At 72.5% G+C, this 24,681-nt stretch carries 27 protein-coding genes and 1 riboswitch; of the genes, 18 read left to right on the forward strand and 9 right to left on the reverse strand.

Going from position 1 to position 24,681, the window contains the following annotated elements; translation table 11 throughout:
* Window positions 1-210: 210 nt before the first annotated feature.
* From AZE13_RS30600 to AZE13_RS30630, 7 genes are all read left to right on the forward strand, one after another.
* Window positions 211-1,323 (forward strand): SchA/CurD-like domain-containing protein, encoded by a 1,113-nt coding sequence (locus AZE13_RS30600; protein ID WP_079124539.1) that lies wholly within the window; start codon window positions 211-213, stop codon window positions 1,321-1,323.
* Window positions 1,324-1,400: 77 nt separating this feature from the next.
* Entirely contained in the window at window positions 1,401-1,835 is a 435-nt protein-coding gene (locus AZE13_RS30605; RefSeq protein ID WP_066939259.1) for a cupin domain-containing protein, read from the forward strand.
* Window positions 1,832-3,100, forward strand: a complete 1,269-nt coding sequence (locus tag AZE13_RS30610) for a beta-ketoacyl-[acyl-carrier-protein] synthase family protein (RefSeq protein ID WP_066939262.1) — start codon at window positions 1,832-1,834, stop codon at window positions 3,098-3,100. The genes AZE13_RS30605 and AZE13_RS30610 overlap by 4 nt, the downstream gene beginning before the upstream one ends.
* Window positions 3,097-4,347 (forward strand): ketosynthase chain-length factor, encoded by a 1,251-nt coding sequence (locus tag AZE13_RS30615; RefSeq protein ID WP_066939265.1) that lies wholly within the window; start codon window positions 3,097-3,099, stop codon window positions 4,345-4,347. Before AZE13_RS30610 ends, AZE13_RS30615 begins: the two co-directional genes overlap by 4 nt.
* A gap of 15 nt (window positions 4,348-4,362) precedes the next feature.
* Window positions 4,363-4,647: an acyl carrier protein gene (locus AZE13_RS30620; RefSeq protein ID WP_066939268.1), complete on the forward strand. Its 285-nt coding sequence runs from the start codon at window positions 4,363-4,365 to the stop codon at window positions 4,645-4,647.
* 1 nt (window position 4,648) lies between these two features.
* Window positions 4,649-5,122, forward strand: a complete 474-nt coding sequence (locus tag AZE13_RS30625) for an SRPBCC family protein (RefSeq protein ID WP_066939270.1) — start codon at window positions 4,649-4,651, stop codon at window positions 5,120-5,122.
* Window positions 5,123-5,217: 95 nt separating this feature from the next.
* Complete coding sequence (locus AZE13_RS30630) at window positions 5,218-5,544, forward strand: TcmI family type II polyketide cyclase (protein WP_066939273.1); 327 nt, start codon at window positions 5,218-5,220, stop codon at window positions 5,542-5,544.
* A gap of 82 nt (window positions 5,545-5,626) precedes the next feature.
* On the opposite strand, the gene AZE13_RS30635 is transcribed toward AZE13_RS30630, so the two are convergent.
* Window positions 5,627-6,655, reverse strand: coding sequence for a methyltransferase (locus AZE13_RS30635; RefSeq protein WP_066939276.1), 1,029 nt, complete (start codon window positions 6,653-6,655; stop codon window positions 5,627-5,629).
* 35 nt (window positions 6,656-6,690) lie between these two features.
* A complete protein-coding gene (locus AZE13_RS30640) occupies window positions 6,691-7,761 on the reverse strand; it encodes a nitrous oxide reductase family maturation protein NosD (protein ID WP_066939349.1) in 1,071 nt (356 codons plus the stop codon).
* Between the two features lie 381 nt (window positions 7,762-8,142).
* Between AZE13_RS30640 and AZE13_RS30645 the strand changes: the two genes are divergently transcribed.
* The gene (locus AZE13_RS30645; RefSeq protein WP_258528090.1) at window positions 8,143-8,403 is read left to right on the forward strand and encodes a hypothetical protein; all 261 of its coding nucleotides are present in this window, start codon (window positions 8,143-8,145) and stop codon (window positions 8,401-8,403) included.
* A 31-nt stretch (window positions 8,404-8,434) separates the two neighbouring features.
* Entirely contained in the window at window positions 8,435-8,884 is a 450-nt protein-coding gene (locus tag AZE13_RS30650) for a GNAT family N-acetyltransferase (protein ID WP_066939280.1), read from the forward strand.
* 133 nt (window positions 8,885-9,017) lie between these two features.
* Here the strand turns inward: AZE13_RS30650 and AZE13_RS30655 are convergent, their stop codons facing one another.
* Both AZE13_RS30655 and AZE13_RS30660 read right to left on the reverse strand, forming a co-directional pair.
* Window positions 9,018-9,773, reverse strand: a complete 756-nt coding sequence (locus AZE13_RS30655) for a CbtA family protein (protein ID WP_066939283.1) — start codon at window positions 9,771-9,773, stop codon at window positions 9,018-9,020.
* Window positions 9,774-9,787: 14 nt separating this feature from the next.
* Window positions 9,788-10,003, reverse strand: a complete 216-nt coding sequence (locus AZE13_RS30660; RefSeq protein ID WP_066939286.1) for a CbtB domain-containing protein — start codon at window positions 10,001-10,003, stop codon at window positions 9,788-9,790.
* A 63-nt stretch (window positions 10,004-10,066) separates the two neighbouring features.
* A riboswitch (cobalamin riboswitch) is annotated at window positions 10,067-10,152 on the reverse strand.
* A gap of 157 nt (window positions 10,153-10,309) precedes the next feature.
* Between AZE13_RS30660 and AZE13_RS30665 the strand changes: the two genes are divergently transcribed.
* The 4 genes from AZE13_RS30665 (at window position 10,310) to AZE13_RS30680 (ending at window position 15,659) form a co-directional block, all read left to right on the forward strand.
* Window positions 10,310-10,882, forward strand: coding sequence for a histidine phosphatase family protein (locus tag AZE13_RS30665; RefSeq protein WP_066939290.1), 573 nt, complete (start codon window positions 10,310-10,312; stop codon window positions 10,880-10,882).
* A 134-nt stretch (window positions 10,883-11,016) separates the two neighbouring features.
* Entirely contained in the window at window positions 11,017-11,460 is a 444-nt protein-coding gene (locus tag AZE13_RS30670) for an SPW repeat protein (RefSeq protein ID WP_066939293.1), read from the forward strand.
* A gap of 228 nt (window positions 11,461-11,688) precedes the next feature.
* The gene (locus AZE13_RS30675) at window positions 11,689-13,533 is read left to right on the forward strand and encodes an alkyl/aryl-sulfatase (protein ID WP_066939296.1); all 1,845 of its coding nucleotides are present in this window, start codon (window positions 11,689-11,691) and stop codon (window positions 13,531-13,533) included.
* A gap of 95 nt (window positions 13,534-13,628) precedes the next feature.
* Window positions 13,629-15,659, forward strand: coding sequence for an ATP-binding protein (locus AZE13_RS30680; RefSeq protein ID WP_066939298.1), 2,031 nt, complete (start codon window positions 13,629-13,631; stop codon window positions 15,657-15,659).
* Window positions 15,660-15,717: 58 nt separating this feature from the next.
* Here the strand turns inward: AZE13_RS30680 and AZE13_RS30685 are convergent, their stop codons facing one another.
* The 5 genes from AZE13_RS30685 to AZE13_RS30705 are packed head-to-tail and all read right to left on the reverse strand — an operon-like array spanning window position 15,718 to window position 19,553.
* Window positions 15,718-16,758 (reverse strand): serine hydrolase domain-containing protein, encoded by a 1,041-nt coding sequence (locus AZE13_RS30685; RefSeq protein WP_066939301.1) that lies wholly within the window; start codon window positions 16,756-16,758, stop codon window positions 15,718-15,720.
* On the reverse strand, window positions 16,758-17,678 hold the full coding sequence (locus AZE13_RS30690; RefSeq protein ID WP_066939304.1) for a DUF6895 family protein: 921 nt from the start codon (window positions 17,676-17,678) through the stop codon (window positions 16,758-16,760). The genes AZE13_RS30685 and AZE13_RS30690 overlap by 1 nt, the downstream gene beginning before the upstream one ends.
* The gene (locus tag AZE13_RS30695; RefSeq protein ID WP_066939307.1) at window positions 17,675-18,658 is read right to left on the reverse strand and encodes a DUF6895 family protein; all 984 of its coding nucleotides are present in this window, start codon (window positions 18,656-18,658) and stop codon (window positions 17,675-17,677) included. Before AZE13_RS30695 ends, AZE13_RS30690 begins: the two co-directional genes overlap by 4 nt.
* On the reverse strand, window positions 18,655-19,317 hold the full coding sequence (locus AZE13_RS30700) for a hypothetical protein (protein ID WP_066939310.1): 663 nt from the start codon (window positions 19,315-19,317) through the stop codon (window positions 18,655-18,657). The genes AZE13_RS30695 and AZE13_RS30700 overlap by 4 nt, the downstream gene beginning before the upstream one ends.
* A 50-nt stretch (window positions 19,318-19,367) precedes the next feature.
* Window positions 19,368-19,553, reverse strand: a complete 186-nt coding sequence (locus AZE13_RS30705; RefSeq protein ID WP_066939313.1) for a hypothetical protein — start codon at window positions 19,551-19,553, stop codon at window positions 19,368-19,370.
* Between the two features lie 325 nt (window positions 19,554-19,878).
* On the opposite strand from AZE13_RS30705, the gene AZE13_RS30710 reads away from it, so the two are divergent.
* The 5 genes from AZE13_RS30710 (at window position 19,879) to AZE13_RS37245 (ending at window position 24,511) form a co-directional block, all read left to right on the forward strand.
* Window positions 19,879-20,622, forward strand: coding sequence for a dienelactone hydrolase family protein (locus AZE13_RS30710; protein WP_066939316.1), 744 nt, complete (start codon window positions 19,879-19,881; stop codon window positions 20,620-20,622).
* Window positions 20,623-20,792: 170 nt separating this feature from the next.
* Complete coding sequence (locus AZE13_RS30715; RefSeq protein ID WP_066939319.1) at window positions 20,793-21,188, forward strand: molybdopterin-binding protein; 396 nt, start codon at window positions 20,793-20,795, stop codon at window positions 21,186-21,188.
* 74 nt (window positions 21,189-21,262) lie between these two features.
* A complete protein-coding gene (modA, locus tag AZE13_RS30720; protein WP_066939322.1) occupies window positions 21,263-22,072 on the forward strand; it encodes a molybdate ABC transporter substrate-binding protein in 810 nt (269 codons plus the stop codon).
* A gap of 49 nt (window positions 22,073-22,121) precedes the next feature.
* Window positions 22,122-24,188, forward strand: coding sequence for an ABC transporter permease (locus tag AZE13_RS30725; protein ID WP_066939325.1), 2,067 nt, complete (start codon window positions 22,122-22,124; stop codon window positions 24,186-24,188).
* A gap of 158 nt (window positions 24,189-24,346) precedes the next feature.
* Window positions 24,347-24,511 carry a hypothetical protein gene (locus AZE13_RS37245; protein ID WP_181690499.1) on the forward strand — a complete coding sequence of 55 codons (165 nt, stop codon included), beginning with the start codon at window positions 24,347-24,349 and terminating at the stop codon, window positions 24,509-24,511.
* The last annotated feature ends 170 nt before the right edge of the window (window positions 24,512-24,681 follow it).

A 24,681-nucleotide genomic window follows, 5' to 3' on the forward strand; every position in this document is an offset into this window, starting at 1 on the left:
CTGATCCGGCCGTGTTCGATCACGGTTCACCTGCATGGCTCACAGATCTCGCGCCACCGGCGGGCCGCCCCCACGATCGATTCCGGGAACGCGCCCCCACCGGCACACCGGCCAGGCCGCCCCACCACCCGGCTCAGTCACCCGGACCGCACCGGAACTGACGACGCACCACTGGAGCGCCCCTCGGGCCCCGAAGGAGATGCGCAGATGATGACCACGCTGTCGGAACGAATATCCCAGTCAGCCTTCGACGGCTCCCGGCTCAGGGTCGTCCTGCTCCTGGAACTCCACGACGGAGCCCAGCAGCGTTTCCTGGAAGCCTACGAGCACCTGCGCAACCAGGTCGCGTCCGTGCCCGGGCACATCACCGACCAGCTGTGCCAGTCCATCGAGAACCCCTCCCAATGGCTCATCACCAGCGAATGGGAGAGCGCCCCGCCCTTCCTCGCCTGGGTCAACAGTGAGGAACACGTCAAGATGGTCCAGCCGCTGCACTCCTGCGTCCGCGACACCCGCTCGCTGCGCTTCAGCGTCCTGCGCGAGACCTCGAACGCCGCCACCGTCGCGCCCGATGCCCCCAAGGGCCGGCTGCAGGCCCGCCCCCGCGTCGGCGACGGTGTGGTCCGGCACGCGCTGACCTTCACCGTCAAGCCCGGCAGCGAGGAGAAGGTCGCCGAGATCCTCGCCGGCTACTCCTCTCCGGAGGCCCGGGTCGACGAGGTCACCAGGCTGCGCCGCACCACCCTGTTCATGCACGGCAACCGCGTCGTACGGGCCGTCGAGGTACAGGGCGACCTGGTCGCCGCGCTGCGCCACATCTCCCGGCAGCCCGAGGTCCGGGCCGTCGAGGAGGCCATCAACCCCTACCTGGAGCAGGACCGCGACCTCAGCGACCCCAACTCCGCCCGGGTGTTCTTCACCCGCGCCGCCCTGCCCGCCGTCCACCACGTGCACGGCGCGGCGCCCGAGGGCGTACGGCGGCACGCGCTGCTCTACCCCGTCCGTGAAGGCTGCGGGCTGGCGCTGGCCCGGATGCTGGCCCGCCAGGACGAGCTGACCGCCGACGACCCGTCCTGCCCTGTTGTGGGCAGCACCATCTTCCAGCGCGACGACATCGTCGTCCGGCTCATCGATCTGAAGATCCCCCTCGACACCGACCCCCTGCTGGCGCTCGGCGCACGCGGCCCCCGCAAGACGGCCGTCCTCCGGCGTCTCCTCGACACCGAGGTGACCGGCGGGCTGTCCACCGACCGTGAGCTGGCGAGCCTCCTCGCCCGCTCCGACATGACCCTGATCACCGACCGCCGGGCCGCGGACGCCTGACCGCGTCCGCCTCGCCCGCCGCGCCACCCGTCCCCCGCCCGCCCAACCGCCCGCCCACGCCACTGGAGGAATCAGCCATGACCACGCACCGCCCACGCATCGTGGACCTCAGCGAGACCAAGCCCAACCGCCGGCGCGGAGGCGACCTGCGCGCCATGCTGACCCCCGGCGCGGTGGGCGCCACGAGCGGCTTCATGGGCATGGCCCTCGTCCAGCCCGGTGAGCGCATCGGCGAGCACTACCACCCGTACTCCGAGGAGTTCGTCTACGTCGTCCAGGGCTCGCTCGAAGTGGACCTGGACGGGGAGACGTACCCGCTGCGCCCGGACCAGGGGCTGATGATCCCGCCGTACATGCGGCACCGCTTCCGCAACGTGGGAGACGTGGAGGCCCGGATGGTCTTCCACCTCGGCCCGCTGGCCCCGCGTCCCGAACTGGGCCACGTCGACACCGAGGCCACGGAGGACAGCACCCCGGCCGCGCCTCCCGAACGTACGGAGCCGGTGTCATGACCCGCCGCGTGGCGGTCACCGGGATCGGGATCGTCGCGCCCGGCGGTGTGGGAGTACCGGCCTTCTGGGACCTGCTGTCCGCAGGCCGGACGGCGACCCGTGGCATCACCCTCTTCGACCCGGAGGGGTTCCGCTCACGTATCGCCGCCGAGTGCGACTTCGATCCCTCGGAGCACGGGCTGTCCCAGGACAAGATCGCCCGCTCCGACCGGTACATCCAGTTCGCCATGGTCGCCGCGGCCGAGGCGCTGCGCGACGCCGGACTGGACACCGGGCAGGAGGACCCCTGGCGCATCGGGGTGTCCCTGGGCACCGCGGTCGGCGGCACCACCCGCCTCGAACACGACTATGTCGCCGTCAGCGACCACGGCAGTCGGTGGGACGTCGACCACCGCCCGGCCGGCCGCTACCTGGAGCGGGCGTTCTCCCCCAGCTCGCTCGCCTCCGCGGTGGCCGAACAGGTCGGCGCCCACGGCCCGGTGCAGACCGTCTCCACGGGCTGTACCTCCGGCCTCGACGCCATCGGCTACGCCTTCCACTCGATCGAGGAGGGCCGGGTCGACATCTGCATCGCGGGCGCGTCCGACTCGCCGATCTCCCCGATCACCGTGGCCTGCTTCGACGCCATCAAGGCGACCTCCGCGAACAACGACGACCCCGCCCACGCCTCCCGCCCGTTCGACGCCCACCGCGACGGTTTCGTCATGGGCGAGGGCGGCGCCGTCGTCATCCTGGAGGAACTGGAACACGCCCGCGCCCGCGGCGCGACCGTCCACTGCGAGATCCGCGGCTACGCCACCTTCGGCAACGCCTACCACATGACCGGGCTCACCCAGGAGGGCCTGGAAATGGCCGAGGCGATCAACAACGCCCTCGCCCATGCCCGGCTCGACCCCGCCCAGGTCGACTACGTCAACGCGCACGGCTCGGGCACCCAGCAGAACGACCGGCACGAGACGGCCGCGGTCAAGCGGTCGTTGGGCGCCCGTGCCCACGACGTGCCGATGAGCTCCATCAAATCCATGGTGGGCCACTCGCTCGGCGCGATCGGCGCCATCGAGATCGTCGCCTGTGTGCTGGCACTGACCCACCAGGTCGTGCCGCCCACGGCCAACTACGAGACCCCGGACCCGGAGTGCGACCTCGACTACGTGCCCAGGACGGCACGGGAGGTGCCGATGCGTTCGGTGCTCTCGGTCGGCAGCGGATTCGGCGGATTCCAGTCAGCGGTCGTGCTGACCCGGCAAGGCGGGAGGGCGCGATGAACTCCCCGGCAGAACGGCGTTCGGTCGTCACCGGCATCGGCGTGATCGCCCCCAACGGCGTGAACACCGAGGCCTTCTGGAAAGCGACCGCGGACGGCATCAGCGTCCTGGACCGGGTGACCCGCGAGGGCTGCGAGCACCTGCCGCTCAAGGTCGCCGGTGAGGTCCGCGACTTCCACCCGGGGGATCTGATCGAGGAGCGCTACCTCGTCCAGACCGACCGGTTCACCCACTTCGCCATGGCGGCGGCCAACCTGGCGCTGGACGACGCCCGGCTCGGCCGTGCCGATTACAACGACTCGCCGTTCGCGGTGGGCGTCGTCACGGCCGCCGGCTCCGGCGGCGGCGAGTTCGGCCAGCGCGAGCTGCAACGGCTCTGGGGCCAGGGCTCCCGCCATGTCGGCCCGTACCAGTCCATCGCCTGGTTCTATGCCGCCAGCACCGGACAGATCTCCATCCGCGGCGGATTCAAGGGCCCCTGCGGCGTCGTGGCCAGCGACGAGGCGGGCGGCCTGGACGCCCTGGCGCACGCCTGCCGCACCATACGGCGCGGCACGGACGCCGTCGTCGTGGGCGCCGCCGAGGCACCGCTGGCCCCCTACTCGATCGTCTGCCAGCTCGGCTACGAGGATCTGAGCACGGTCGACGACCCGCATCGCGCCTACCGTCCGTTCACCGGCGGCGCCTGCGGATTCGTGCCCGCCGAGGGCGGCGCGATGCTGGTCGTCGAGGAGGCCGCCGCGGCCGTGCGGCGCGGTGCTCCGGTCCGGGCCGTGCTCTCCGGGCACGCCGCGACGTTCACCGGGGCCTCGCTGTGGCAGGAGTCCCGCGACGGGCTCGCCCACGCCATCCGCGGGGCGCTGGAGGACTCCCGGTGCGAACCGGAGGAGATCGACGTGGTGTTCGCCGATGCCCTCGGCGTCCCCTCCGCCGACCGGGCCGAGGCCCTGGCCATCGTGGACGCCCTGGGCCGGCACGCGGCGAGGGTCCCGGTCACCGCGCCCAAGACCGGCACCGGCCGGGCGTACTGCGGTGCCCCCGTCCTGGACATCGCGGCGGCGGTGCTCGCCATGGAGCACGGTCTGGTGCCGCCCACCCCCAACGTCGTCGATGTGTGCCACGACATCGACGTGGTGACCGGCCGGGCCCGCCGCGGCGAACTGCGCACGGCGCTGGTGCTGAGCCGGGGACTGATGGGCTCGAACGCGGCGATGGTGCTGCGGCACGGCCCGACGTCCCCCTCGTGAGAAGGAGATCCCGTCATGACCGCTCAACTGACGCTCGACGAGCTGGCGGCGCTGATGAAGTCGGCCGCCGGCCTCACCATCGACCCGCAGGACCTGACCAACCGCGCCGATACGCCGTTCGCCGAGTTCGGCCTCGACTCGCTCGGCCTGCTCGGCATCGTCGGCGAGCTGGAGAACCGGCAGGGCCGGCCGATGCCGACCGACGCGGAGCGCTGCAAGACGCCGCGTGACTTCCTCGACCTCGTCAACACCGAATACGCCGGCGCCGAAAAGGCGGCGGTGCCTACGACAGGAGCCTGATATGCCCGGCCACACCGAGAACGACATCACCATCGCCGCGCCGCTCGACCTCGTCTGGGACATCACCAACGACATCGAGGACTGGCCGCAGTTGTTCAGCGAGTACGCCGCCGTCGAAGTGCTGTCCCGCGAGGGCGACAAGACCACCTTCCGGCTGACGATGCACCCGGACGACAACGGCACCGTCTGGAGCTGGGTCTCCGAGCGCGTCATCGACCGCCGGAACCGCAGTGTCCGCGCCCGCCGGGTGGAGACCGGCCCGTTCGAGCACATGGACATCCACTGGCGGTACACCGAGATCCCCGGCGGCACGTCCATGCACTGGACCCAGGACTTCGCCATGAAGCCCCAGGCCCCGGTCGACGACAAGGGCATGACCGAGCTCATCAACCGCAACTCCCGGATCCAGATGGAGCTCATCCGGGACAAGATCGAACAGCGGGACCGCGAGCTGCGGACCACCACCGTCAGCTGACGCCCCGCCGGACCGCGTCCGGACCGTCCACCGGCGGCAGCGGACCGTCCACCGGAGGCGGACCGCCCACCGGCGGCAACGAAGGGAAACCCCCGATGCATCACGCTCTGATCGTCGCCCGTATGAAACCCGGCTCGGCTCCGGACATCGCCGAGGTCTTCTCGGCCTCCGACCGTACGGAGCTGCCGCACCTGGTCGGCGTCTCGCGACGGGCCCTCTTCCAGTTCGGCGAGGTGTATCTGCACCTCATCGAGTCCGACCGGCCCCCGGGACCGGAGATCGCCAAGGTCACCGGGCACCCCGAGTTCCGCGCGGTGAGCGAGAAGCTGTCCGCCTACGTCAGCGCGTACGACCCGGAGACCTGGCGCAGCCCCAAGGACGCCATGGCCCACGAGTTCTATCGCTGGGAGCGCGACGGCTGACGGGTACGCGGCCGCCCGGCCGGGAGGAGGCTCCTCACCGGGCGGCCCGCCGCGCACGCGTTTCCTCATGACCCGGACCGCCTCACCCCGGGACGGTGCACTCGAAGGCGTGCAGATACGGGTTGACGACCAGGATCTCGCCGACCTCCAGCCCGGCCTGGGTCATCCGGCTGACCAGGCTCTCCTTGGAGTGCTTGGCGCCGCCGACGTTCAGGAGCAGAAGCAGGTCCATGGCGGTGGTGAACTTCATCGAGGGGCTGTCGTCGACCAGGTTCTCGATGATCACCACGCGGGCGCCCGGCCGGGCGGCCCTGATGACGTTGGCCAGCGTCCGGCGGGTGCTCTCGTCGTCCCACTCCAGGATGTTCTTGATGATGTAGACATCGGCCCGGACGGGGATGTCGTCGCGGCAGTCGCCGGGCACCAGCCGTACCCGTGAGGCGAGCGCACCGCCGGCGCGCAGCCGGGGGTCCGGGTTCGCCACGACCGTGGGCAGGTCGAGCAGCGTGCCCTCCAGGGCGGGGTACTTCTCCAGCAGGCTGGCCAGGACGTGCCCCTGGCCGCCGCCGATGTCCGCCACCGACGACACCCCGGTGAGGTCGAGCAGCCCCGCGATATCGTCGGCCGACTGCCGGCTTGACGTGGTCATGGCCCGGTCGAAGACCTCGGCGGACTCCGCCGCGTCCTCGTGGAGATAGTCGAAGAAGCCCTTGCCGTACAGACCGTCGAAGACATCGCGGCCCGAACGCACCGCCTCGTCGAGCCGGGGCCAGGCCTCCCAGGTCCACGGCTCGGTGCACCACAGGGAGATGTAGCGCAGGCTGTGCGGGGTGTCCTCGCGCAGCAACCGGGACATCTCGGTATGGGTGTACCGTCCGTCGTCGGTCTCCGCGAAGATCCCGTAGCAGGACAGCGCGCGCAGCAGCCGCCGCAGCGGGCCCGGCTCGGTGTGGACCGCCACGGCCAGTTCCTCGGCCGTGGCGGGCCGGTCACCGAGGGCGTCGGCGACGCCGAGCCGCGCCGCGGCCCGCACGGCCGCCGCGCACGCGGCTCCGAAGATCAGCTCGCGCAGCCGCATGGCCGGCTGGGGGGTGGGACTTACGGTGGTCATTCCGTCTCTCCGACTCTCCGACTCGCCAGGGCTGTCTAGGACTTGCCGCACAGACCGGCCGGCTTCGACGTCCGGCAGTAATTGCGGCTGAACCGGTTCCCCTTGCCCTTGGTGTCCCCGTTGACCAGATCGGCCGGCTCGTTGTCCGTCAGGGTGTTGTCGAGGACGTCGTTGTTCTCGCTGAGCGCCTTGACGAAGCTCTGGAAGACCACGACACCGCCGGAGAGCGGGGACTTGCCCGCATTGCCCTGGATCCGGTTGTTCACCACCCGCGCCTTCTCGGTGCCGGTGAGGACGATGCCGGAGCCCTGGAGGGCCGGCAGCCGCTTGGTGGCGGGACACTGCTTGTTGTTCCGGGAGATGTCGTTGTCGCGCACGGTCAGCTCGCCGGCCCGGGGGCGCGACTCGTCGCCGACGATGAAGAGGCCGCCGCAGTTCCCGGTCATGCTGTTGTGGGCGACCGTGAGGTTCCTGACCCGGCGGACCGTCAGGCCGATCCGGTTGTTCCACATACGGTTGTGCTCGATCCGGGTGCCCCCGAGGTCCGGGGCGCCGCCCTCCTCGGTGACCGTGTTCGCCACGAAGACGCCGGCGTCGCCGTTCTCGGTGACGTCGTTGCCCTTGATCACACCGCGGGTGGACTTCTGCTGGGCGATGCCCCACACACCGTTCTTCCGCGCGGCCACATCGATGACGGAGAGCCGCTCGGTGTCGGACGCCCAGATGCCGTTGCGCGCGAACCCCTCGACGGTCAGCCCACGGAGGGTGACGTCACGGACCGGGCGGTCCTTGCGGCCGACGACACAGATGCCGCTGCCGCTCTGCGCACCGCAGGCGTCCCGCGCCCGGGTGCCGGGCGGTCTGATCACCACCTTCCCGGATCCGACCAGGTGGAGCCCGGATTTGTCGATCACCACGTTCTCCCGGTACTCACCGGGCCTGATCTTGATGGTGTCGCCCGGCCGCGCCGCGTCCACCGCCCGCTGGATGGATTCGCCGGAGTGGACGACCAGCCGTCCCGTGGCGTCGCTCGGAGTGGCCGCGCCCAGTCCGCCGGCCATCACCGCGGCGACGCATCCCATGTATGTCATCTGTCGTAGCGCCATGAGGCCGAAGCTATGGTCGATCACCACCGCTCGCCACACGGGGTAACCCAACGGCGAAGGTGCGTGCAGCGGCCACCTGTCGACACGCCGTCAGCTCCGCTGCCCGGGATCCTCCTCCCGCTCGCCGGGAGGCCGGTCCCCGGCACCGGCCTTGGGGGAAGGCATTACAGTTGCAGGCAACGTGAGGGCCGCTCGGCCGGAACGCGGAGAACAGGCGTGGGCGCTATCGCCGGTCCGGCGGCCGGGGCAGGGTGATCGTGGATGACCGGCGTACCGAGGCGGAAGGGGCCGCCGCCCTGGCGGGCGGTCCGTTCGCGCACCTGCATACCCTCGCCCTCCGGGCCGTGCCGGGGCCGGTCTCCCGGACGGGGACCGCTCCGCGTGGTCCGCGGACACGGCCGCCGCTGCCCGGAGGCCACCGTTCGCTGCCGAGGCTCAGCACGCTGCGGTGTCCGGCGGGCCCGTACCACCGCGGTCCGGCCCGGGGCCCAGCTGGCGCGGCTGCCGGGCGCGATACTGGTCGGCCCCCGCACGCCCCGGCGCAGCCGGTGGCGGCAGGTGCTGCTCTCCATCATCGTCACGCATCTGGTGCTGGTCTTCCTGGCACTCGTCATCTACCTGGGGCGGCACGCGGGCACATAGGGGCATGGGGCCCACGCCTACACTGCGACGGATGCATTCCATAACGATCAGGCGCGCAGTTGGGCAGGACGCGGAGCGCCTCACCACACTGATCCAGGAATCCGGCGCCTACCAGGGGGAGTACGCCTCGATCATCGCCGATTACCGGGTCACCGCCGACTACATCGCCCGGCACCAGGTTTTCGTGGCCGTCGACGCGGTCGGGCAACTGCTGGGCTTCTACGCCCTGGTGCTGGAGCCACCGGAGTTGGACCTGGCCTTCGTGGCGGACAGCGCGCAGGGAAGGGGCGTCGGCCGACTCCTCATCGCGCACATGATCGGCCAGGCCAGGGAGGCCGGCCTGACCGACGTCCGTGTGGTCTCCCATCCCCCGGCCGAGGAGTTCTACCGGCGCTTGGGCGCCGAGCGGGTGGGGACGGTCGCCCCGACGCCGCCGAAGATTGCGTGGGGACGCCCGGAGTTGCGGTTCACCACCATCTGATGTTGCTGAAGGGGCCCCGCGCATCTGATTCTGCTGAAGGGCCCCGCGCGGAGAACTTCCGCTGTTGGCACGCCAATGGGAGAAGGGCCCGCGGCGCATGGCCGCGGGCCCTTCTCTCCTCAGGGTGCCTGGGTCAGGATGCGACGGGTGCCGCTTCCTCGACCGCGGGCGCCTCCTGACGCGCCGGGACGACGCGCTCCGCCAGATGACCGAAGACCAGCCCGAAGGCGGTCCACAGCACCAGCTGGACGGCGAGCGTCGAGAGCCGGAACTGCCAGAGCAGCGTGCCGGGGAACCCGTGCGGCACATTGTCGTAGGCCGGGAGGAAGGCGTACGCGATCCCGATGGCGACCACGAACGCGGCGCCGCCCGCCACCGTGGCGTACCAGTTGCCCAGCCGGGGAGCGAGTCGCCGGCCGAGGAGCGTCGCGCCGACGGCCAGCAGGATGCCGAGCAGCATCATCAGGAAGTACAGGGCCGTCCGTTGGCCGATGGTGTCGGGGTCGCCGACGGCCGGTGGGTTGGCCGGGTACTTCAGGAACGGTACGAGGTAGACCAGCAGCGCCCCCGCGGCGAGCAGCGCGGCCGTGGCCCGGGTGCTGAACCGGCCGATCCGCCCCAGCAGGAAGCAGAAGACCAGCGCGGCGATACCGCCCAGCGCCACGCCGTAGACCAGGATGCCGGTGGCCAGCCCCGCGGTGGACTGCATGGCGCGGCTGACGACCTCCACCTCGTCCCCGTGGGCGTGGCTGTGGGCCTCCTCGAACGCGATGGCGGCGTCCACGTGCGGCTCGCCGAGCAGATAGGCGGTGACGAGGGCCGGGAGACCGGCGGCCAGACCGGCGAGCATCCCGCGCACCAGGAGGTTTCTGACGGTGACGGAGTTCATGGTGCGGCGTCCGATCAGTGGCAGGGGAAGCCGAGCAGGTGGCGCCCGTCGTGGACCCACTCGTGGACGTCCGTACCGGACAGCAGAGAGGTGGCGCCCTGCTCGGCGCCGACGAAGTACAGCAGAACCAGCATCAGGACGCCGACGAACAGTGCCCACGGGGCGATCGTCTTGAGGGGGAGCGGAGCGGGGGCGGCGCCGGCGGCCGGGGGTGCGATGGTCTGAGCCATGGCAGAACCTCCTGTGAGGGGAACTCGCGTCCCTGTTCGGTGGAGTGCGTGACGACATGCCGGGTCTGGCTTATCCGGCCCCGGCCCCGATGGGCTGGTCATAACCGGACATACAGTGGCGCGACCGCGCCGGGATCCCACCGGCTTCCGTCATGTCGCCGTCAATATCATCGGGAAGGTACCGCGCCCCGGTTCCCGGGCCAAGGCCATGGAGGGGGCGGAGAGGCGCAGGGCAGGGCGCGTCGTCCGGGCAACTCCCCTGTACGTACGGTCGGTTGGCGGACGGCGCAGAGTGAGGGAGTGGGCATGACAACTCGGGTGATGTTGGTCTCACCGGCCGCGGGGGAGGCGCAGTGCGAGGTGCGCTTCGACGACGGCGGCCCGCTGAGCGCGGCGGGGCTGCGCCGTGCCCGGGCCGTCGCCGGGTCGCTGCCGGCCGCCGGCCGGGTCCTCGCCTCGCCCTCCGTCCGGTGCCGGGACACCGCCGTGGCGCTCGGGCTGTCCGCCCGGTCCGCGCCGGAGCTGGCGGGCTGCGCGATGGGCGGCTGGCGCGGCCGGACTCTGGCCGAGGTCGCCGACGCCGAACCGGCGGCGGTCTCCGCCTGGCTCTCCGACCCGGACTTCGACGGGCATGGCGGGCAGTCGCTGCGACGGCTGTGCGGCCGGATCGGCGACTGGCTGTCCGCTGCGGCCCGGGAGCCGGGCCGGGTGCTGGCGGTGGTCGAGCCGGATGTCGTACGGGCCGTGGCGGTGTGTGCGCTGGGGGTTCCGGTGGACGCGTTCTGGCGCCTGGATGTGGCGCCGCTGACCGTGACCGAGCTGAGTGGCCGGGGCGGACGCTGGAACCTGGGGCTGGGGAGGGCGCTGGACCGCGGGTGAGCCGGGCGTGGCCGGGACACTTCCCCGCGTTTTCGCCTCATCTATCCATAAAGGAGACATAAGGGCAAAATAAAGATGTGCGGCCCGATGCCGCGCGATAACGGCCGGACTTGCGAACGAAGGAGGCGAGTCGCATGGCCGACGTCTCACACCACAGGGGAGATCTCGCAGGTCACCCCGACGCATCTGAGATGCAGGCTCGGTACGAGCGGGTTCTCGGCGGACGTGACGTGGTACTCGTCGACGGACCGGTGTTCCTGGTCGGCCTGTACTGCGCCGCTTCTCCGTGGATCGTCCACTTCTCGGCCTCCCAGCCCGCGCTCACGACGCACAACCTCATCCTCGGTGTCGCGATCGCCCTGCTGGCGATCGGTTTCACCGTGACCCCCGAGCGGATGTACGGCCTGAGCGGCGCGATGTGCGCGATCGGTGCCTGGCTGGTCATCTCGCCATGGATCGTCGGCGCCGGCCCGGACGCCGGTGTCGTCTGGAACAACGTCGTCATCGGTGCCCTGACATTCCTGCTGGGCGCCCTGTGTGTGGCCGTGGCAGCCAAGAGCCGCCGCACCCCCACGTGACGCATGCTCCCCGTGGCGGGGGAGTGTGACCCGGCGCCGGCCCGCTCGCCCCACCTGGTGTGGTGGGCGGGTCGGCGGCTGCGGTCGCCGAGGGTGGCCTGCGGACGTCCGTATCCACGTATGCGCCCACCTCCTAAAATGGGATAAACCGGTCTCATGGGGGCTGGGGTATGGGGTGTGCGGTACGGGGTGTGGCTCCGGTCGACCGCCCCGGAGAGGTGGCGTCCTGTGACCGCTCTGCCCGTGGATGATCACGAAGACTTCGCCGACGCCGACCGCGGCTTCATCGCCCCGCTCGACCCGCCCGAGGTCACCACGGACGACGGCCGGATCGTCTGGGACGCCGAGGCGTACCGCTTCCTGGCCCAGAACTGCCCCGAGACCGCGCACGAGGGCCTCTGGCGCCAGGGCCGGCTGGTGAGCCGGCAGGGCCTGTACGAGGTCACCGACGGCATCTACCAGGCCCGCGGCCTGGACCTGTCCAATATGACGCTGGTCGAAGGCGACCACGGCGTGATCGTCGTCGATCCGCTGATCTCCGTGGAGACCGCGGCCGCGGCCCTGGAGCTCTACCGCCAGTACCGCGGTGACCGGCCGGTCACCGGCCTGATCTATACGCACTCGCATGTCGACCACTTCGGCGGTGCCCGCGGTGTCCTGCCGCCCGGCCACCACCCCGTACCGGTGCTCGCGCCCGCCGGCTTCCTCGACCACGCGGTCGGCGAGAACCTCTACGCGGGCACCGCGATGCGGCGGCGCGCCGTCTACATGTACGGCACCGAGCTGCCCAAGGGGCCGGACGGACAGATCGGCTGCGGCCTGGGCACCACCCCCTCCACCGGCACCGTGAGCCTGATCCCGCCCACCGTGGACATCACCCGCACCGGCCAGGAGGAGATCCTCGACGGCGTCCCCATCGTCTTCCAGCTCACCCCGGGCGCCGAAGCGCCCGCCGAGATGAACTTCTGGTTCCCGGCGCACCGGGCGCTCTGCCTGGCCGAGAACGCCACCCACACCATGCACAACATCCTGACGCTGCGCGGCGCCGTCGTCCGCGACACCCGGGTCTGGTCCCGCTACCTGGGCGAGGCGCTCGCCCTCTTCGGCGACGAGGCGGAGGTCGCCTTCGCCTCCCACCACTGGCCGACCTGGGGCGGGGAGCGGATCCGGGCCCTGCTGGCCGACCAGCGTGACCTGTACGCCTATCTGCACGACCAGACCCTGCGGCTGCTCAACGAGGGCCGCACCGGACCCGAGATCGCCGAGGAACTGCGGCTCCCGCCGGGCCTGGAACAGGTATGGGCCAACCACGGGTACTACGGCTCGCTGAGCCACAACGTCAAGGGGATCTACCAGCGTTACCTGGGGTGGTTCGACGGCAACCCCGCCCACCTCTGGGAGCACCCGCCCGCCGAACAGGCCAAGCGCTACGTCCACACCCTGGGCGGCATCGAGGCCACCGTGGACGCGGGCAAACAGTACGCCGCCGACGGCGACCTCCGGTTCGCCGCCACCCTCCTGTGCCACGCCGTCTTCGCCGACCCGAAGAACCTCCGCGCCCGGCGCGAACTCGCCCTCGTCTACGAGCGGCTGGGCCACGGCTGCGAGAACGGTACCTGGCGCAACTTCTACCTCACCGGCGCCATGGAACTGCGCGGCACCCTCGCCGACGTACGGCTGGACACCACCAGCCCCGAGCTGGCCCGGGCCCTCACCGTCGACCAGCTCCTGGACTCGCTCGCCATCCGCGTCGACGGCCCCCGCGCCTGGTCCACGGCGCTCACCCTCGACCTCTACCTCCCCGATGAGGACCGGACCTGGCGGCTGACCCTGTCCAACGGCGCGCTGACCCACCGCAGTTCGCCCGGAGCCCCCGCCGCACCCGACGGCCGCGGCCCGGACCTGGCGCTCACCCTCACCAGACCCCAGCTGTTCGCACTGCTCGCCACCCGGGACCCGGCCGACGCCGCACAACAGGGCGAGGCAGCCCAACAGGGCGAGACCGGAGCGCTCCGCCGGCTCCTCGGCCTCCTCACCACTCCCCGCCCCGCCTTCCCCATCGTGACGCCCTGACGCCCGCGGCCCCGCCCCGCCGGCGTCAACTTCGTGCCCTGCCCACCTGCGCCACCCCGCGCCACCCGGCCCGCCGACTCGTGCAGACTGGGCACGTGGTGAGCGATATTCCCGAGGAGTCGACCAGCTTTGTCGGCCGACGGGCCGAATTACGCCGCATCGGCCGGGAGTTGGCGGAACACCGGCTGATCACCCTGACCGGACCCGGTGGCGTGGGGAAGACCCGCCTCGCCCTACGGGCCGCACGGGCCGCGGCGCCCCGGTTCCCCGACGGCGTGGGCTGGGCCGACCTGTGGCCCTTGAGAGGGGACGAGCTGCTGCCCGCCACGGTCTGCGACGCCGTCGGGCTCGCCGACCACACCACGCGCGCACCGGTCGCGGCGCTGTGCTCCTGGCTCGCCGACAAACGGCTGCTCCTGGTGCTGGATTCCGGCGAGCATCTCGTCGACGCCTGCCGTGACCTGCTCGGCGACCTGCTGACCACCGCGCCCCACGTGACCGTGCTCGTGACCAGCAGGCAGCCGCTGGATCTCGCCGGTGAGCGGGTCACGGAGATCGGCCCGCTGCCCTGCACGGGCGACAACGACGCACTGACCCTGCTCGCCGACCGGGCCCGCGCCGCCGCCCCCGGACTGCGGCTCACCGACGCCCGGTACGCGGCGGCCGCCGGCACCATCTGCCGACGCCTCGAAGGCATCCCGCTCGCCCTGGAGCTGGCCGGCGCCCAGCTGGCGACCAGCTCCGTCGAGCGCGTCGCCGAGCGGCTCACCTCCCGCTTCGACACCCTCGACGGAGACCGGCCGGCGTTCCCGCCACGGCACCGGACACTGCGCTGCGCCATCGGTTGGAGCCATGAGCTGTGCGCGCCGCTGGAACGGCTGCTGTGGGCCCGGCTCTCCGTCTTCCGCGGCACCTTCGACGCGCAGGCCACGGCGGCGGTGTGCGCCGGTGGCCCGCTCGCCGAGCAGGACATCCGCACCGTACTCGCCGGTCTGGCGGCCAAGTCCGTCATCAGCCGCGAGGGTGCCCGGTGGCGGATGCTCGACACGCTGCGCGAGTACGGCCGGATGTGGCTCGGCGAACTGGGCGAGGCGGCGGAGCTGGCGAGCCGGCACGCCGCGCACTTCGTCTCCTTCGCGCACGGTGCCGTGGACGGCTTCCAGGGGCCCGATCACCCCGGCTGGCACACCAAGGTCACCGACGCCCACGTCGACCTGTGCGCCGCCCTGGACCACCTCCTGGCCGCCGATCCGGAGCGGGCCCTGGAGCTGAGCGCGTCGATCGGATTCGTCTGGAGCTGCGACGGCCGTCCCCAGGAGGCCCACGGCTACCTGGTCCGTGCCGTCGCGGCACACCGCGGCCCGGGACCGGCTCGCACCCGGGCGCTGTGGGTGCTCGGCATCATCGCCCTCTACCAGGACGATCTGGCGACCGCGGGCGCGCTGGGCCGGCAGTGCGCCGACGCGGCGCGCGCGGGCGGCCGGGCGGAGGCGGCGCTCGACGCCTCGTACCTCATCGGCACCACCCACCTGATGGCCGGCCGGCCGCTGACCGCCCGCACCGTCGCGGAACAGGCCCTCGGCCGCACACCGGGCGACCCGTACGCCACCCCGGGCCGGCTGCGCTGCCAGCTCCTGCGGGTGTTCGCGCTCACCGCCCTGGGCCGGCTCACCGAGTCGCGGGCCGGGGCGACCGCACTGCGCCGGGCCTGTGTGCGCCGCGGCACCCCCTGGTTCCGCTCCTACGTCGACTACCAGCTCTCCTTGATCTCGCTCTACCAGGGGCGGCCCGCGGAAGCGGAGCACCACGCCCGCGCGATGCTCGCCGCCAAACCGGGCACCGGTGACAGCTTCGGCACCGGGCTCGGCCTGGACCTGCTCGCCGCCGCGCTGGCCGCCCAGGACCAGGGCGCGGCCGCCGCCCGGGCCTACGGCATGGGCAAGGCCGTCTGGCGCACCGTCGGATATCCGCAGCGCGGTGTGCCCGAGCTGGGGGCGGTCCGCGAGGAGTGCGAACGGCGGGCCCGCGCCGCGATCGGTGACCGGGCCTACGAGGAGGCCTTCCAGCGGTCCTGCGCCGAGCGGCCCGAGACGATCCTCGCCCGGATCGCGGCCGGAGAGATCTAGGTGCGCTGTCCAGGGACGTCGATGCCGGGGCCCCGCTTCCGCTGAAGCCCGGGCCGGTTCAGAGCGTCGGCTCGCCGGCCAGGGCGTACAGCAGGTCGTAGGCGGTGTCGGTCAGCCGGCAGGTGCGGCCGCGCCGGGTCGCGAGGGCGGCCAGGCCGGTGTGGGTCGCCGGGTGGTAGCCGAGGAACGCCTGCTGCCCGAACGTCGCACCCAGGTGGAAGAGCAACGGGCCGTGCGGAGCGGGGTGGTGATACCACGTCAGGGTGTGGGTGTGCCGGTGCCGCCAGCCGCGGCGCAGCAGGGGGACCTGGACGTCACGCAGCGGCCCGGACAGCGGTGTGCCCTCGGGGGAGAGGTGCGCCTCCAGGTAGCCGAGCAGATCGCCGGGGGTGGACCGGACCGCGCCGGAGGCGGCGAAGGCGCCCATGTCGGCGCTGGCCACCGGCGTCACCCCGTTCGTCCGGTGGCCGACGGCGTCGGTGCCGGTGGCCCCCGGTCCCAGGGTGGTGCCGGTCAGCCCGAGCGGGCCCAGCACCCGCTCCCTGAGCAGCGCGGGGTAGCCGGCGCCGGCGGCCTGGGACAGGGCCGGGCCGAGCAGCGCCACCGCGAAGTTGGAGTACCGCCAGCGGGTGCCCGGCCGGTTCCGGGGCCGGGTGCGGGCGAAGGTGCGCAGCAGCCGCTCGGTGTCGTAGGCGGCGTACCCGTTGTCGTACGGACGCAGCAGCGCACCGGCGACCAGGTCGGCGGGGATCCGCGGCAGCCCCGAGGTGTGGGTGGCCAGATGCCACAGGGTGATCCGGCGCGCGTGCGGATGCGGCAGTGGCAGGTCCGGCGGGAGGTGGGCGGAGAGCGGGTCGTCCAGGGCGAGTGCCCCGGCTCTGGCCAGCTCGGCCAGCAGCAGCACGGTGAAGGTCTTGGACAGCGAGCCCAGTTCGTAGCGCAGGGCATGCCGCGGCGTCGGCGGCGAGAGCGCAGAACCCCCGGTGAGGACGGTCCGCACACCGTGCCGGGTCACGGCGAGCACCACGTCCGGGGCGTTGATACGGGCGACCGCGTCCGCCAGGCGGTCGGCGAGCGTGGTGCCGCATGCCGCGTTCATCAGGCGGCGGACAGCGCCCGGGAGGTGGCCATCGCGGAGGCGAACGCGGCGACCAGGGTGGGGTGGTGGACCAGGTCGAAGACGCGCGCCGGATCGCCCTGCGGCATCCCGCGCTGGATGGGCATCGCACCGGAACCGTCCTGCGCGGCGGCGTACCGCTCCCACAGCCCCGCGTCCAGGGTGGGCCGCGGCAGACAGGCGTCCACGACGAGGAGTTCGCCCAGCAGGTCCCAGTGCTCCAGGTCCGCCCAGTCGTCCAGCCACGCCGGCAGATAGCGCGTGAGATAGTCGGCGATCTCCGGCGGGATCCGCTCCGGGAACTCGCCCCAGTTGGTGAGGTGGAAGACGGTGTGGGTGATGTCGTAGCCGATGTGCAGCTGCACCGTCCACGGCTCGGGCAGCTGCCCCAGCCAGGTGCGGGCCACCGCCTCGTCGAAGTCGCCGCTGGGCACCAGGCCCAGCTTGCGCTCGGCGTTGAGCACCCCGAGCCGCCGGTTGGGCACCATCTCCAGCGTCGTCCAGGTGAGGGTGCGCCGGCCGGTCCGTACCGCCGCCTCCAGCCCCGGATGGCGGTGGCCCAGCTCGTGGAAGGTCGCATAGACCTCCAGCGGCACCGGCGACAGCGGCTCGTCGTGCTGGAGCCGGGCCAGTACGTTGCCGCCGTCGAGCAGCTCCCGCCAGGTGAAGTCCAGCAGCTGCCCGGCGCGGGCCTGCTGCCGGGAGCCGGCCACCCCCTCCCGGAACAGCACCCGCATATTGAGCGCCAGCTCCCCGATGGGCTTGAGCCGTTCGACGACCGTGCTGTTGTCGACGCAGTCGTCGGGGGTCAGCCGGAAGTACTCACGATGGTCGTCGAGCCAGGCCAGGGCCCGGTCGCCGACCCGGTGCAGCAGGGCGGGGGACGCGGCCGTCACGGTCACGGGGCACTCTCGCTTTCGCCGGGCGTCCGCCCGCCCACCAGTGCCGGGTTCCCGCCCGTCGGGCCGGACCCGGCCTCCTCGGCGGCGATCCGGGCGAGGGTGGCGGCGAACGCGGTCACCAGGGTGGAGTGGTAGCAGGCCGTGAAGGCCTCGCCGGGGTCGTCCGAGGCGGGCGCCGCACCCATCTCCGGCACGCTTCCGTCGGCCGCCTGCACCTCCGCCAGCCGCTGCCAGACCACCGGATGGTATGGCGCCTTCGGCAGACAGGCCGTCACGGCCAGCAGCTCACCCACCAGGTCCCACAGCTGCTCCTCCAGCCAGTTCTCCAGCCAGGAGGGCAGCCACAGCCGCAGATAGCCGGCGAGTTCGGGGGACATCCGCTGCCGGTTGCGCCCCCAGTCGGTGAGGTGGAAGACGTCATGGGTCACGCCGTAGACCGCCTTGCGGTCCAGCGCCCAGGGCTCCGGCAGCCGGCCGAGACCGGTCAGCGCCAGTACGGCGGCGAAGTCGGCGTGCTGCCGCAGCCCGATCCGCCGCTCCGCGTTGAGCACGCCGAGCGTACGGGTGTGGTCCTCGCGGGCCACCCGCCAGCCGCGCAGCCGGGTGGTGGTCCGCAGCAGCTCGTCGACCTCGGCGTGGCGCAGCCCGGCCTGGGCGAAGGTCCCGTAGAGCTCCAGCGGATAGGTGGCGAACGGCTCCCCGCGGATCAGCTCGGTGAACAGCTCACCGTCCCGGGTCTCGTTCCAGGCGAACGCGAACAGCTCCCGGGCGGTCAGCCGGATCTCGTCGCGCGGGTGCAGCACACCGATCAGCTGGCTCAGTTCGGCCAGCTCGCCGAGTGGTTTGAGGGTGAGGTTGGGGTCGGCGTCGGTCGTCACGTCCGGGGGCAGGCGGAAGGACTCGCGCGCCCCCTCCAGCCACCCCAGGCTGCCGCGGACCAGGTGGTCCAGCAGCCCGGGGTCGCCGTGGCCGGCGGTCACCAGCCCCGCCCGTGGAATCGCTGGGCGGCCACGACGTGCAGCGTCACCCGCGGGTCGGCGCCGCCCAGCTGCCGGACGAACGCCAGCCCGCTGTCCAGACCCAGGGTCCGCGGCACGTCGGGCAGCCGGGCCAGCCAGCGGCCCAGGCCGGCCGCCTGCGGCCAGTCCCGGCGGCGGACCGCCCGGACGAAGCCGCGGGCCAGGTCGTCGGTACGGGCGGCCAGCTGCTCGGCGAGGCCGGGCGCCAGCCCCGGCAGCGCGAGCGCGGCCAGCTGCGACACCTGGTGCGACAGCTTCGGCCAGGGCTCGCTGACGACCCAGCCGGTCCCGGCCTCGGGTACCGCAGGCCACTGCCGTCCGGCTCCGGGCAGGAAGGTGTGGGCGGCCTCGGCCAGCCCCCGGTAGCTCCACAGGGAGACCTCCGAGGCATCCGCTTTCGGCGGATAGGCGGCGAGCGCCTGCCGGACCACCGCGTCGTCGTCCGCGCCGAAGGGCGCCGTCAGGTGCTCCATGGCGTACGGCGCGAGCGCGTCGGCGCCGAGCACCCGGACGGCGGCCGGGGTCAGGGGGTCCTCCTGCCGCAGTACGCCCGACAACGCGTAAGGGCCGCCCTCACCCCGCAGGGCGAGGGCGACCCCGGTTGCGGCATCGGCGATCACAGCGCTCAATGGGACTGCTCCCTGCGTCTGTTCAGCCAACGCTTTTCCCCTTAACGAGTGTCAGTCTTGGGCCGAGGGGTCGGCGGCGAGATCAGGAGGAGCGCGCCCAGCAGCAGCCCGCCTCCACATTCGCGGGTGTCGCGGAAGACGCCGTCCGCCTCCGCGGGTTCCAGCAGCTCCTCGACCTCGGCGGCCAGAGTGCCGGCCTCGACCGGCGCAGTGCGATCCGTAACCATGCGATCAACTCCTTTTGGCGATGGGATACCAGATTCACATCGGGATAAATGCATCGCAACGCGGAAAAGCCTCACATTGGTAAGATCGTGTGACCTGGCGTCAGGACTCGGACGGCACCTTCGTTTCCCAAACCCCTTGTTCTGTTGGTGAGTTGGCGATCCGTCCGCTCCCGGCCCACGGATGGCGCAATGGGGGCCGGGAGGGTGACGGAGGCCCTTCCGGAGGGGCGATTCCGGCGGTCGCCGGGGCCGCTGCCACGGATCAGGGAAGGCAACGAGCGCAAGGGCAGGCGCAGGCAAGGGAAGAAAAGGGCAGGCATTGGCCATGTACGACGCACTCCTGGCAGAGACCGTCACCCTGACCGGTCACCGCGGCGACCTCATCGAGGCGTACTCCGCGCGGCCGCTGGTCCCCGGGCCCGTAGGAGGGGTGGTGGTCATCCACCACACGCCCGGCTACGACACCGGTACGAAGGAGATCACCCGCAGGTTCGCCGCCGAGGGGTTCGCCGCGGTCTGCCCCAACCTCTACAGCCGCGAGGCCCCCGGCGCGGACCCGGGCGAGGCCGCCGCGGTGGCCCGGGCGCGGGGCGGCGTCCCCGACGACCGGCTGCTCGGGGACGTCGCCGGTGCCGCCCGCTACCTGCGCGGACTCAGCTCGTCCAACCGGCGCGTCGGCACGATCGGCTACTGCTCGGGCGGCCGTCAGTCCTTCCTCGCGGCCTGCAGCCTGGACCTGCAGGCCGCCGTGGACTGCTACGGGGGCTACGTCGCCCGCCGCCCGCCCGAGGACTCCCCGATCGCAGTCGAACCGATCCTGTACCTGGCCAAGGACCTCGGCTGCCCGCTGCTGGGCCTCTTCGGCGCGGAGGACGAGCATCCGTCCCCGGCCGAGACGGCGGAGCTGCGGAACGAACTGCGCAAGCACGGCAAGGTGCATGCCTTCCATACCTACGAGGGCGCCGGACACGCCTTCTTTGCCGTGGACCGGCCGGGTTACCGGCCCCAGGTCGCGGGGGAGGCCTGGCAGCGCATCCTGGAATTCTTCGGCCGCCATCTCAGCGGGTGACCACCCGAAGGGAGCGCGGGGCGGGTCCGGCCGCGCTGTCCGCGCTGTCCGCGCTGTGTCCCCTCCTCGTCCCTGGGCCCTGGTCCCTGCCTTCAGTCGACCTGGCATGTGCTGGCGAACTTCGCTCTCCGCATTGCACATGCCAGCTTCTGCTGCCTATCTTGGCGCATATGCACTCCTATACGATCGGCCAGGCGGCGCGGCTGCTGGGCGTCAGCCCGGACACCGCCCGCCGCTGGGCGGACGCCGGCAAGGTCGCGACCCATCGCGACGACAGCGGCCGCCGCCTCATCGACGGACGCGATCTGGCCGCCTTCTCCATCGAGGTGGCGCAGCACGGCACCGGCGAGGACGACGCCTCGTACACCTCCGCGCGCAACGCCTTCCCGGGCATCGTCACCGCCGTCACCCTCGGCGATGTCGCCGCCCAGGTCGAGATCCAGGCCGGACCGCACCGCCTGGTCTCCCTGCTGACCCGGGAAGCGGTGGAGGAGCTGGGCCTCGAGGTCGGTATGCGGGCCACCGCCCGCGTGAAGTCCACCAGCGTGCACATCGACCGCATGTGAGCGTCCGTACCTGAACCGCCCGTCCCGTCCCCCGGGGCCGTCCCCCACCCCCGAGGCCGCAAGGAGTCCCGCCCATGCCCCAGCCCCGAACCGTGCGCCGTACCCGTACCGTGCGCCGTGCCGCCACCGCGCTCGTCACCGCCGCCCTCCTCGTCCCGCTCGCCGCCTGCGGCAAGGACGACAGCGGCACCAAGGCGTCCGGAGACGGCTCCGCCAGGACGGAGCTCACCGTGCTGGCCGCCTCGTCGCTGACCGATGTCTTCACGAAGGCCGGCGCGGCCTACGAGAAGGAGCATCCGGGGACGAAGGTGAACTTCTCCTTCGCCGGTTCCCAGGAACTCGCCGCCCAGGTCACCCAGGGCGCCCCCGCCGACGCCGTGGTCACCGCCGACACCAAGACCATGGACCGGCTGACGGCGGACGTCGGCACGCCCACCGTCATCGCCAAGAACCGCCTGGTCATCGTGGTCGGCGAGGGCAACCCGAAGAAGATCAAGGGTCTGAAGGATCTCACCGACCTGGCGCGGGTGAAGGTCGCCCTCGCCGCCCCCGCGGTCCCGGCCGGCCGCTACAGCAGGCAGATCCTGGCCGCCCAGAAGCTCCGCGTCCAGCCGCTCACCCAGGAGCCCAACGTCCGCGCCGTGCTGAGCAAGGTCGAGCTCGGCGAGGCCGACGCCGGACTGGTCTACAAGACGGACGCGGCCGCCGCGCCGGAGAAGACCGACGCCATCGACATCCCCGACGCCCAGAACGCCGTCGCGTCCTATCCCGCCGCGACCCTGAAGTCCTCCCAGCACGCCGAGGCGGCCGCCGCCTTCGTGAAATGGCTCAGCACGCCCGAGGCGCAGCGGATCCTCCAGCAGGCGGGCTTCCAGCAGCCGTAGGCACCGCACCGCGCCAGGAGCACGAGCCGAGAACCAGCCGGGAACCCCGATGAGACGCCTCCGCACCCCCGCCGCGCCCCACGCCGGCAGGCGGCGCGCCCCCGGAACCCGTACGCCCGCCGCGCTGGCCGTCCCCGCGCTGCTCGCCGTCGGGTTCCTGCTGATGCCGCTCGTCGGCATCCTCGCCCGCACCGACTGGGGCGCCCTCGGCAGCCATCTCACCAGCCCGGGGGTCACCACCTCGCTCCGCCTCTCCCTGCTGGTGTCCTGCTGGGCGCTGGGGCTCTCGCTGCTGCTCGGGGTGCCGCTCGCCTGGCTGCTGGCCCGGGTCGGTTTCCCCGGCAAGGCGCTGGTCCGTTCGCTGGTGCTGCTGCCGATGGTGCTGCCGCCGACGGTCGGCGGGGTGGCTCTGCTCCTCGGCTTCGGCCGCCGCGGGCTGCTCGGCCCGTGGCTGGAAGACACCTTCGGCATCGTGCTGCCGTTCCATACGTCGGGCGCGGTCGTCGCCGCCACCTTCGTCGCGATGCCGTTCCTCGTCATCAGCCTGGAGGGCACCCTCGCCGGACTCCGTCCCCGTTACGAGGAGACGGCGGCCTCCCTCGGCGCCTCTCCCGTACGCGTCTTCCGCACCGTCACCCTCCCCATGGTCGCCCCCGGCCTGGCCGCCGGCGCCGCGCTGACCTGGGCCCGCGCCCTCGGCGAGTTCGGCGCGACCATCACCTTCGCCGGCAACCTGCCCGGTACCACCCAGACCCTGCCGCTCCAGGTCTATCTGCTGCTCCAGGACTCCCCGGAGGCCGCCACCTCGGTCTCGCTGCTGCTCCTCGTCATCGCCATGGCCGTGCTGATCTGCCTGCGCGGCCGCTGGACCGGCTCCACGACCGGCCGGGCCGCCGGCCGCGCGGCCCGCAGCGCACCACCCGCCACCGGACCCATGGATCCCGCCGACGGCACCGGATGCCCAGCCCCGCCCGGGCCCGGCATCGGACTCGATTCCGGACTCGGCACCGGGCCCGCCGCCGGACTAGGCACCGGCACCGGGCGGCCCGCGTCTGCCGCCGCACCCGCCCCGCCGCCGGAGCGCTGGGCGTTGCACGCCGACGTCACCGGCTTCACCCGGCTCGTCCTGGACGCCGAACCGGGCACCACCATCGCCGTCGTCGGTCCCAACGGAGCCGGCAAGACCACCCTGCTGCGCGCCCTCCTGGGCCTCACCCCGCGCGCCCACGCCGCGCTGCGCCTCGGCGACACCGACGTCACCACGCTGCCCCCGCACCGCCGCGGTGTCGCCTGGGTCCCCCAGGACGGTGCGCTCTTCCCGCACCTGAGCGCCCTGTCCAACACCGCGTACGGGCTGCGCGCTCAGGGCACCCCGCGCGCCGAGGCCCGCCGCGTCGCGCAGCAGTGGCTCGACCGGCTCGGCGTCGGTCACCTGGCGCACCGCAGGCCCGGCCACCTCTCCGGCGGTCAGGCCCAACGCGTCGCACTGGCCCGGGCGTTGGCGGCCCGGCCCCGCCTGCTGCTGCTGGACGAGCCACTGGCCGCACTCGACCAGACCACCCGCGCCCAGGTCCGCCACACCCTGCGCGGCCATCTCGCCGGCTTCGGCGGGGTCTGTCTGCTCGTCACCCACGACCCCGTCGAGGCGGTTTCGCTCGCCGACCGCGTGCTCGTCCTCGACGGCGGACGCGCCCTCCAGGACGCCCCGCCCGCCGAGGTCACCCGCCATCCGCGCTCCCCCTGGGTGGCCCGGATGCTGGGCCGTAACGCCTGGCCGGTCACCGCCACCGGCGACGGTCTCGTCCTCGCCGGCGGCGGCCGCCTCATCGCCGCCGACTGCCTCCCGGACGGCACCAGGGCGCTGGCGATCATCGCCCCCGAGGCGGTGTCCGTCCACCTCGACAGGCCGGCGGGCAGCCCCCGCAATGTCTGGCCCGGTACCGTACGGGAGATCACCTCCTCCGGCAGCCGGCTGCGGGTCCTCATCACCTCGCCGCAGGCTCCCGACCTGGTCGCCGAGATCACTCCCTCGGCCGCCCTCGAACTCGGCCTGACCGACGGGGTTCCCGTATGGGCCGGCGTCAAGGCCACGGAGGTCTCCCTGGTCACGCTCTAGGACGTGGCCCCGCCTTTCCGTTGGACAACCGCGTGCGGCCACTGGACGACCTCGTGCGGCCGTTGAACGACCGCGTGCGGCCGCCCGGTGATGGGCTGATCGCGTGACACCGCCCGATCACGGGGACGCTGTCAGTGGTGGGCTGTAACGTTTGCCCCATGGCCAGCCCTGTCACACCTGATGAGGCGAACGAGGCGATACGCGCCTTCATGATCGCGTCTGTTCGTCGTGGCCGACCGCTGTGGCCCGAGGAACAGGACGAGTACGAGCAGCTGCTCGACGCGTGGGCGGCCGCGGTACGCACACGCCAGGCAGCGACGTGAAGGACCGGACCGCCCTCCGGACGACACGAGCTGAAGGACGCGGCGCCCCGTCCCTGCCACGGCAGGGACGGGGCGCCGTTCGTCCGGTGGACGGGGGTCAGGACACCAGCTCGACCGTCCGCCGGCTGCGGCGGTGCTGCTCGGCCCAGTTCGTCAGAGCCGCACCACAC

The sequence above is a fragment of the Streptomyces sp. NBRC 110611 genome (assembly GCF_001590865.1).
Taxonomy (GTDB): Bacteria; Actinomycetota; Actinomycetes; order Streptomycetales; family Streptomycetaceae; genus Streptomyces.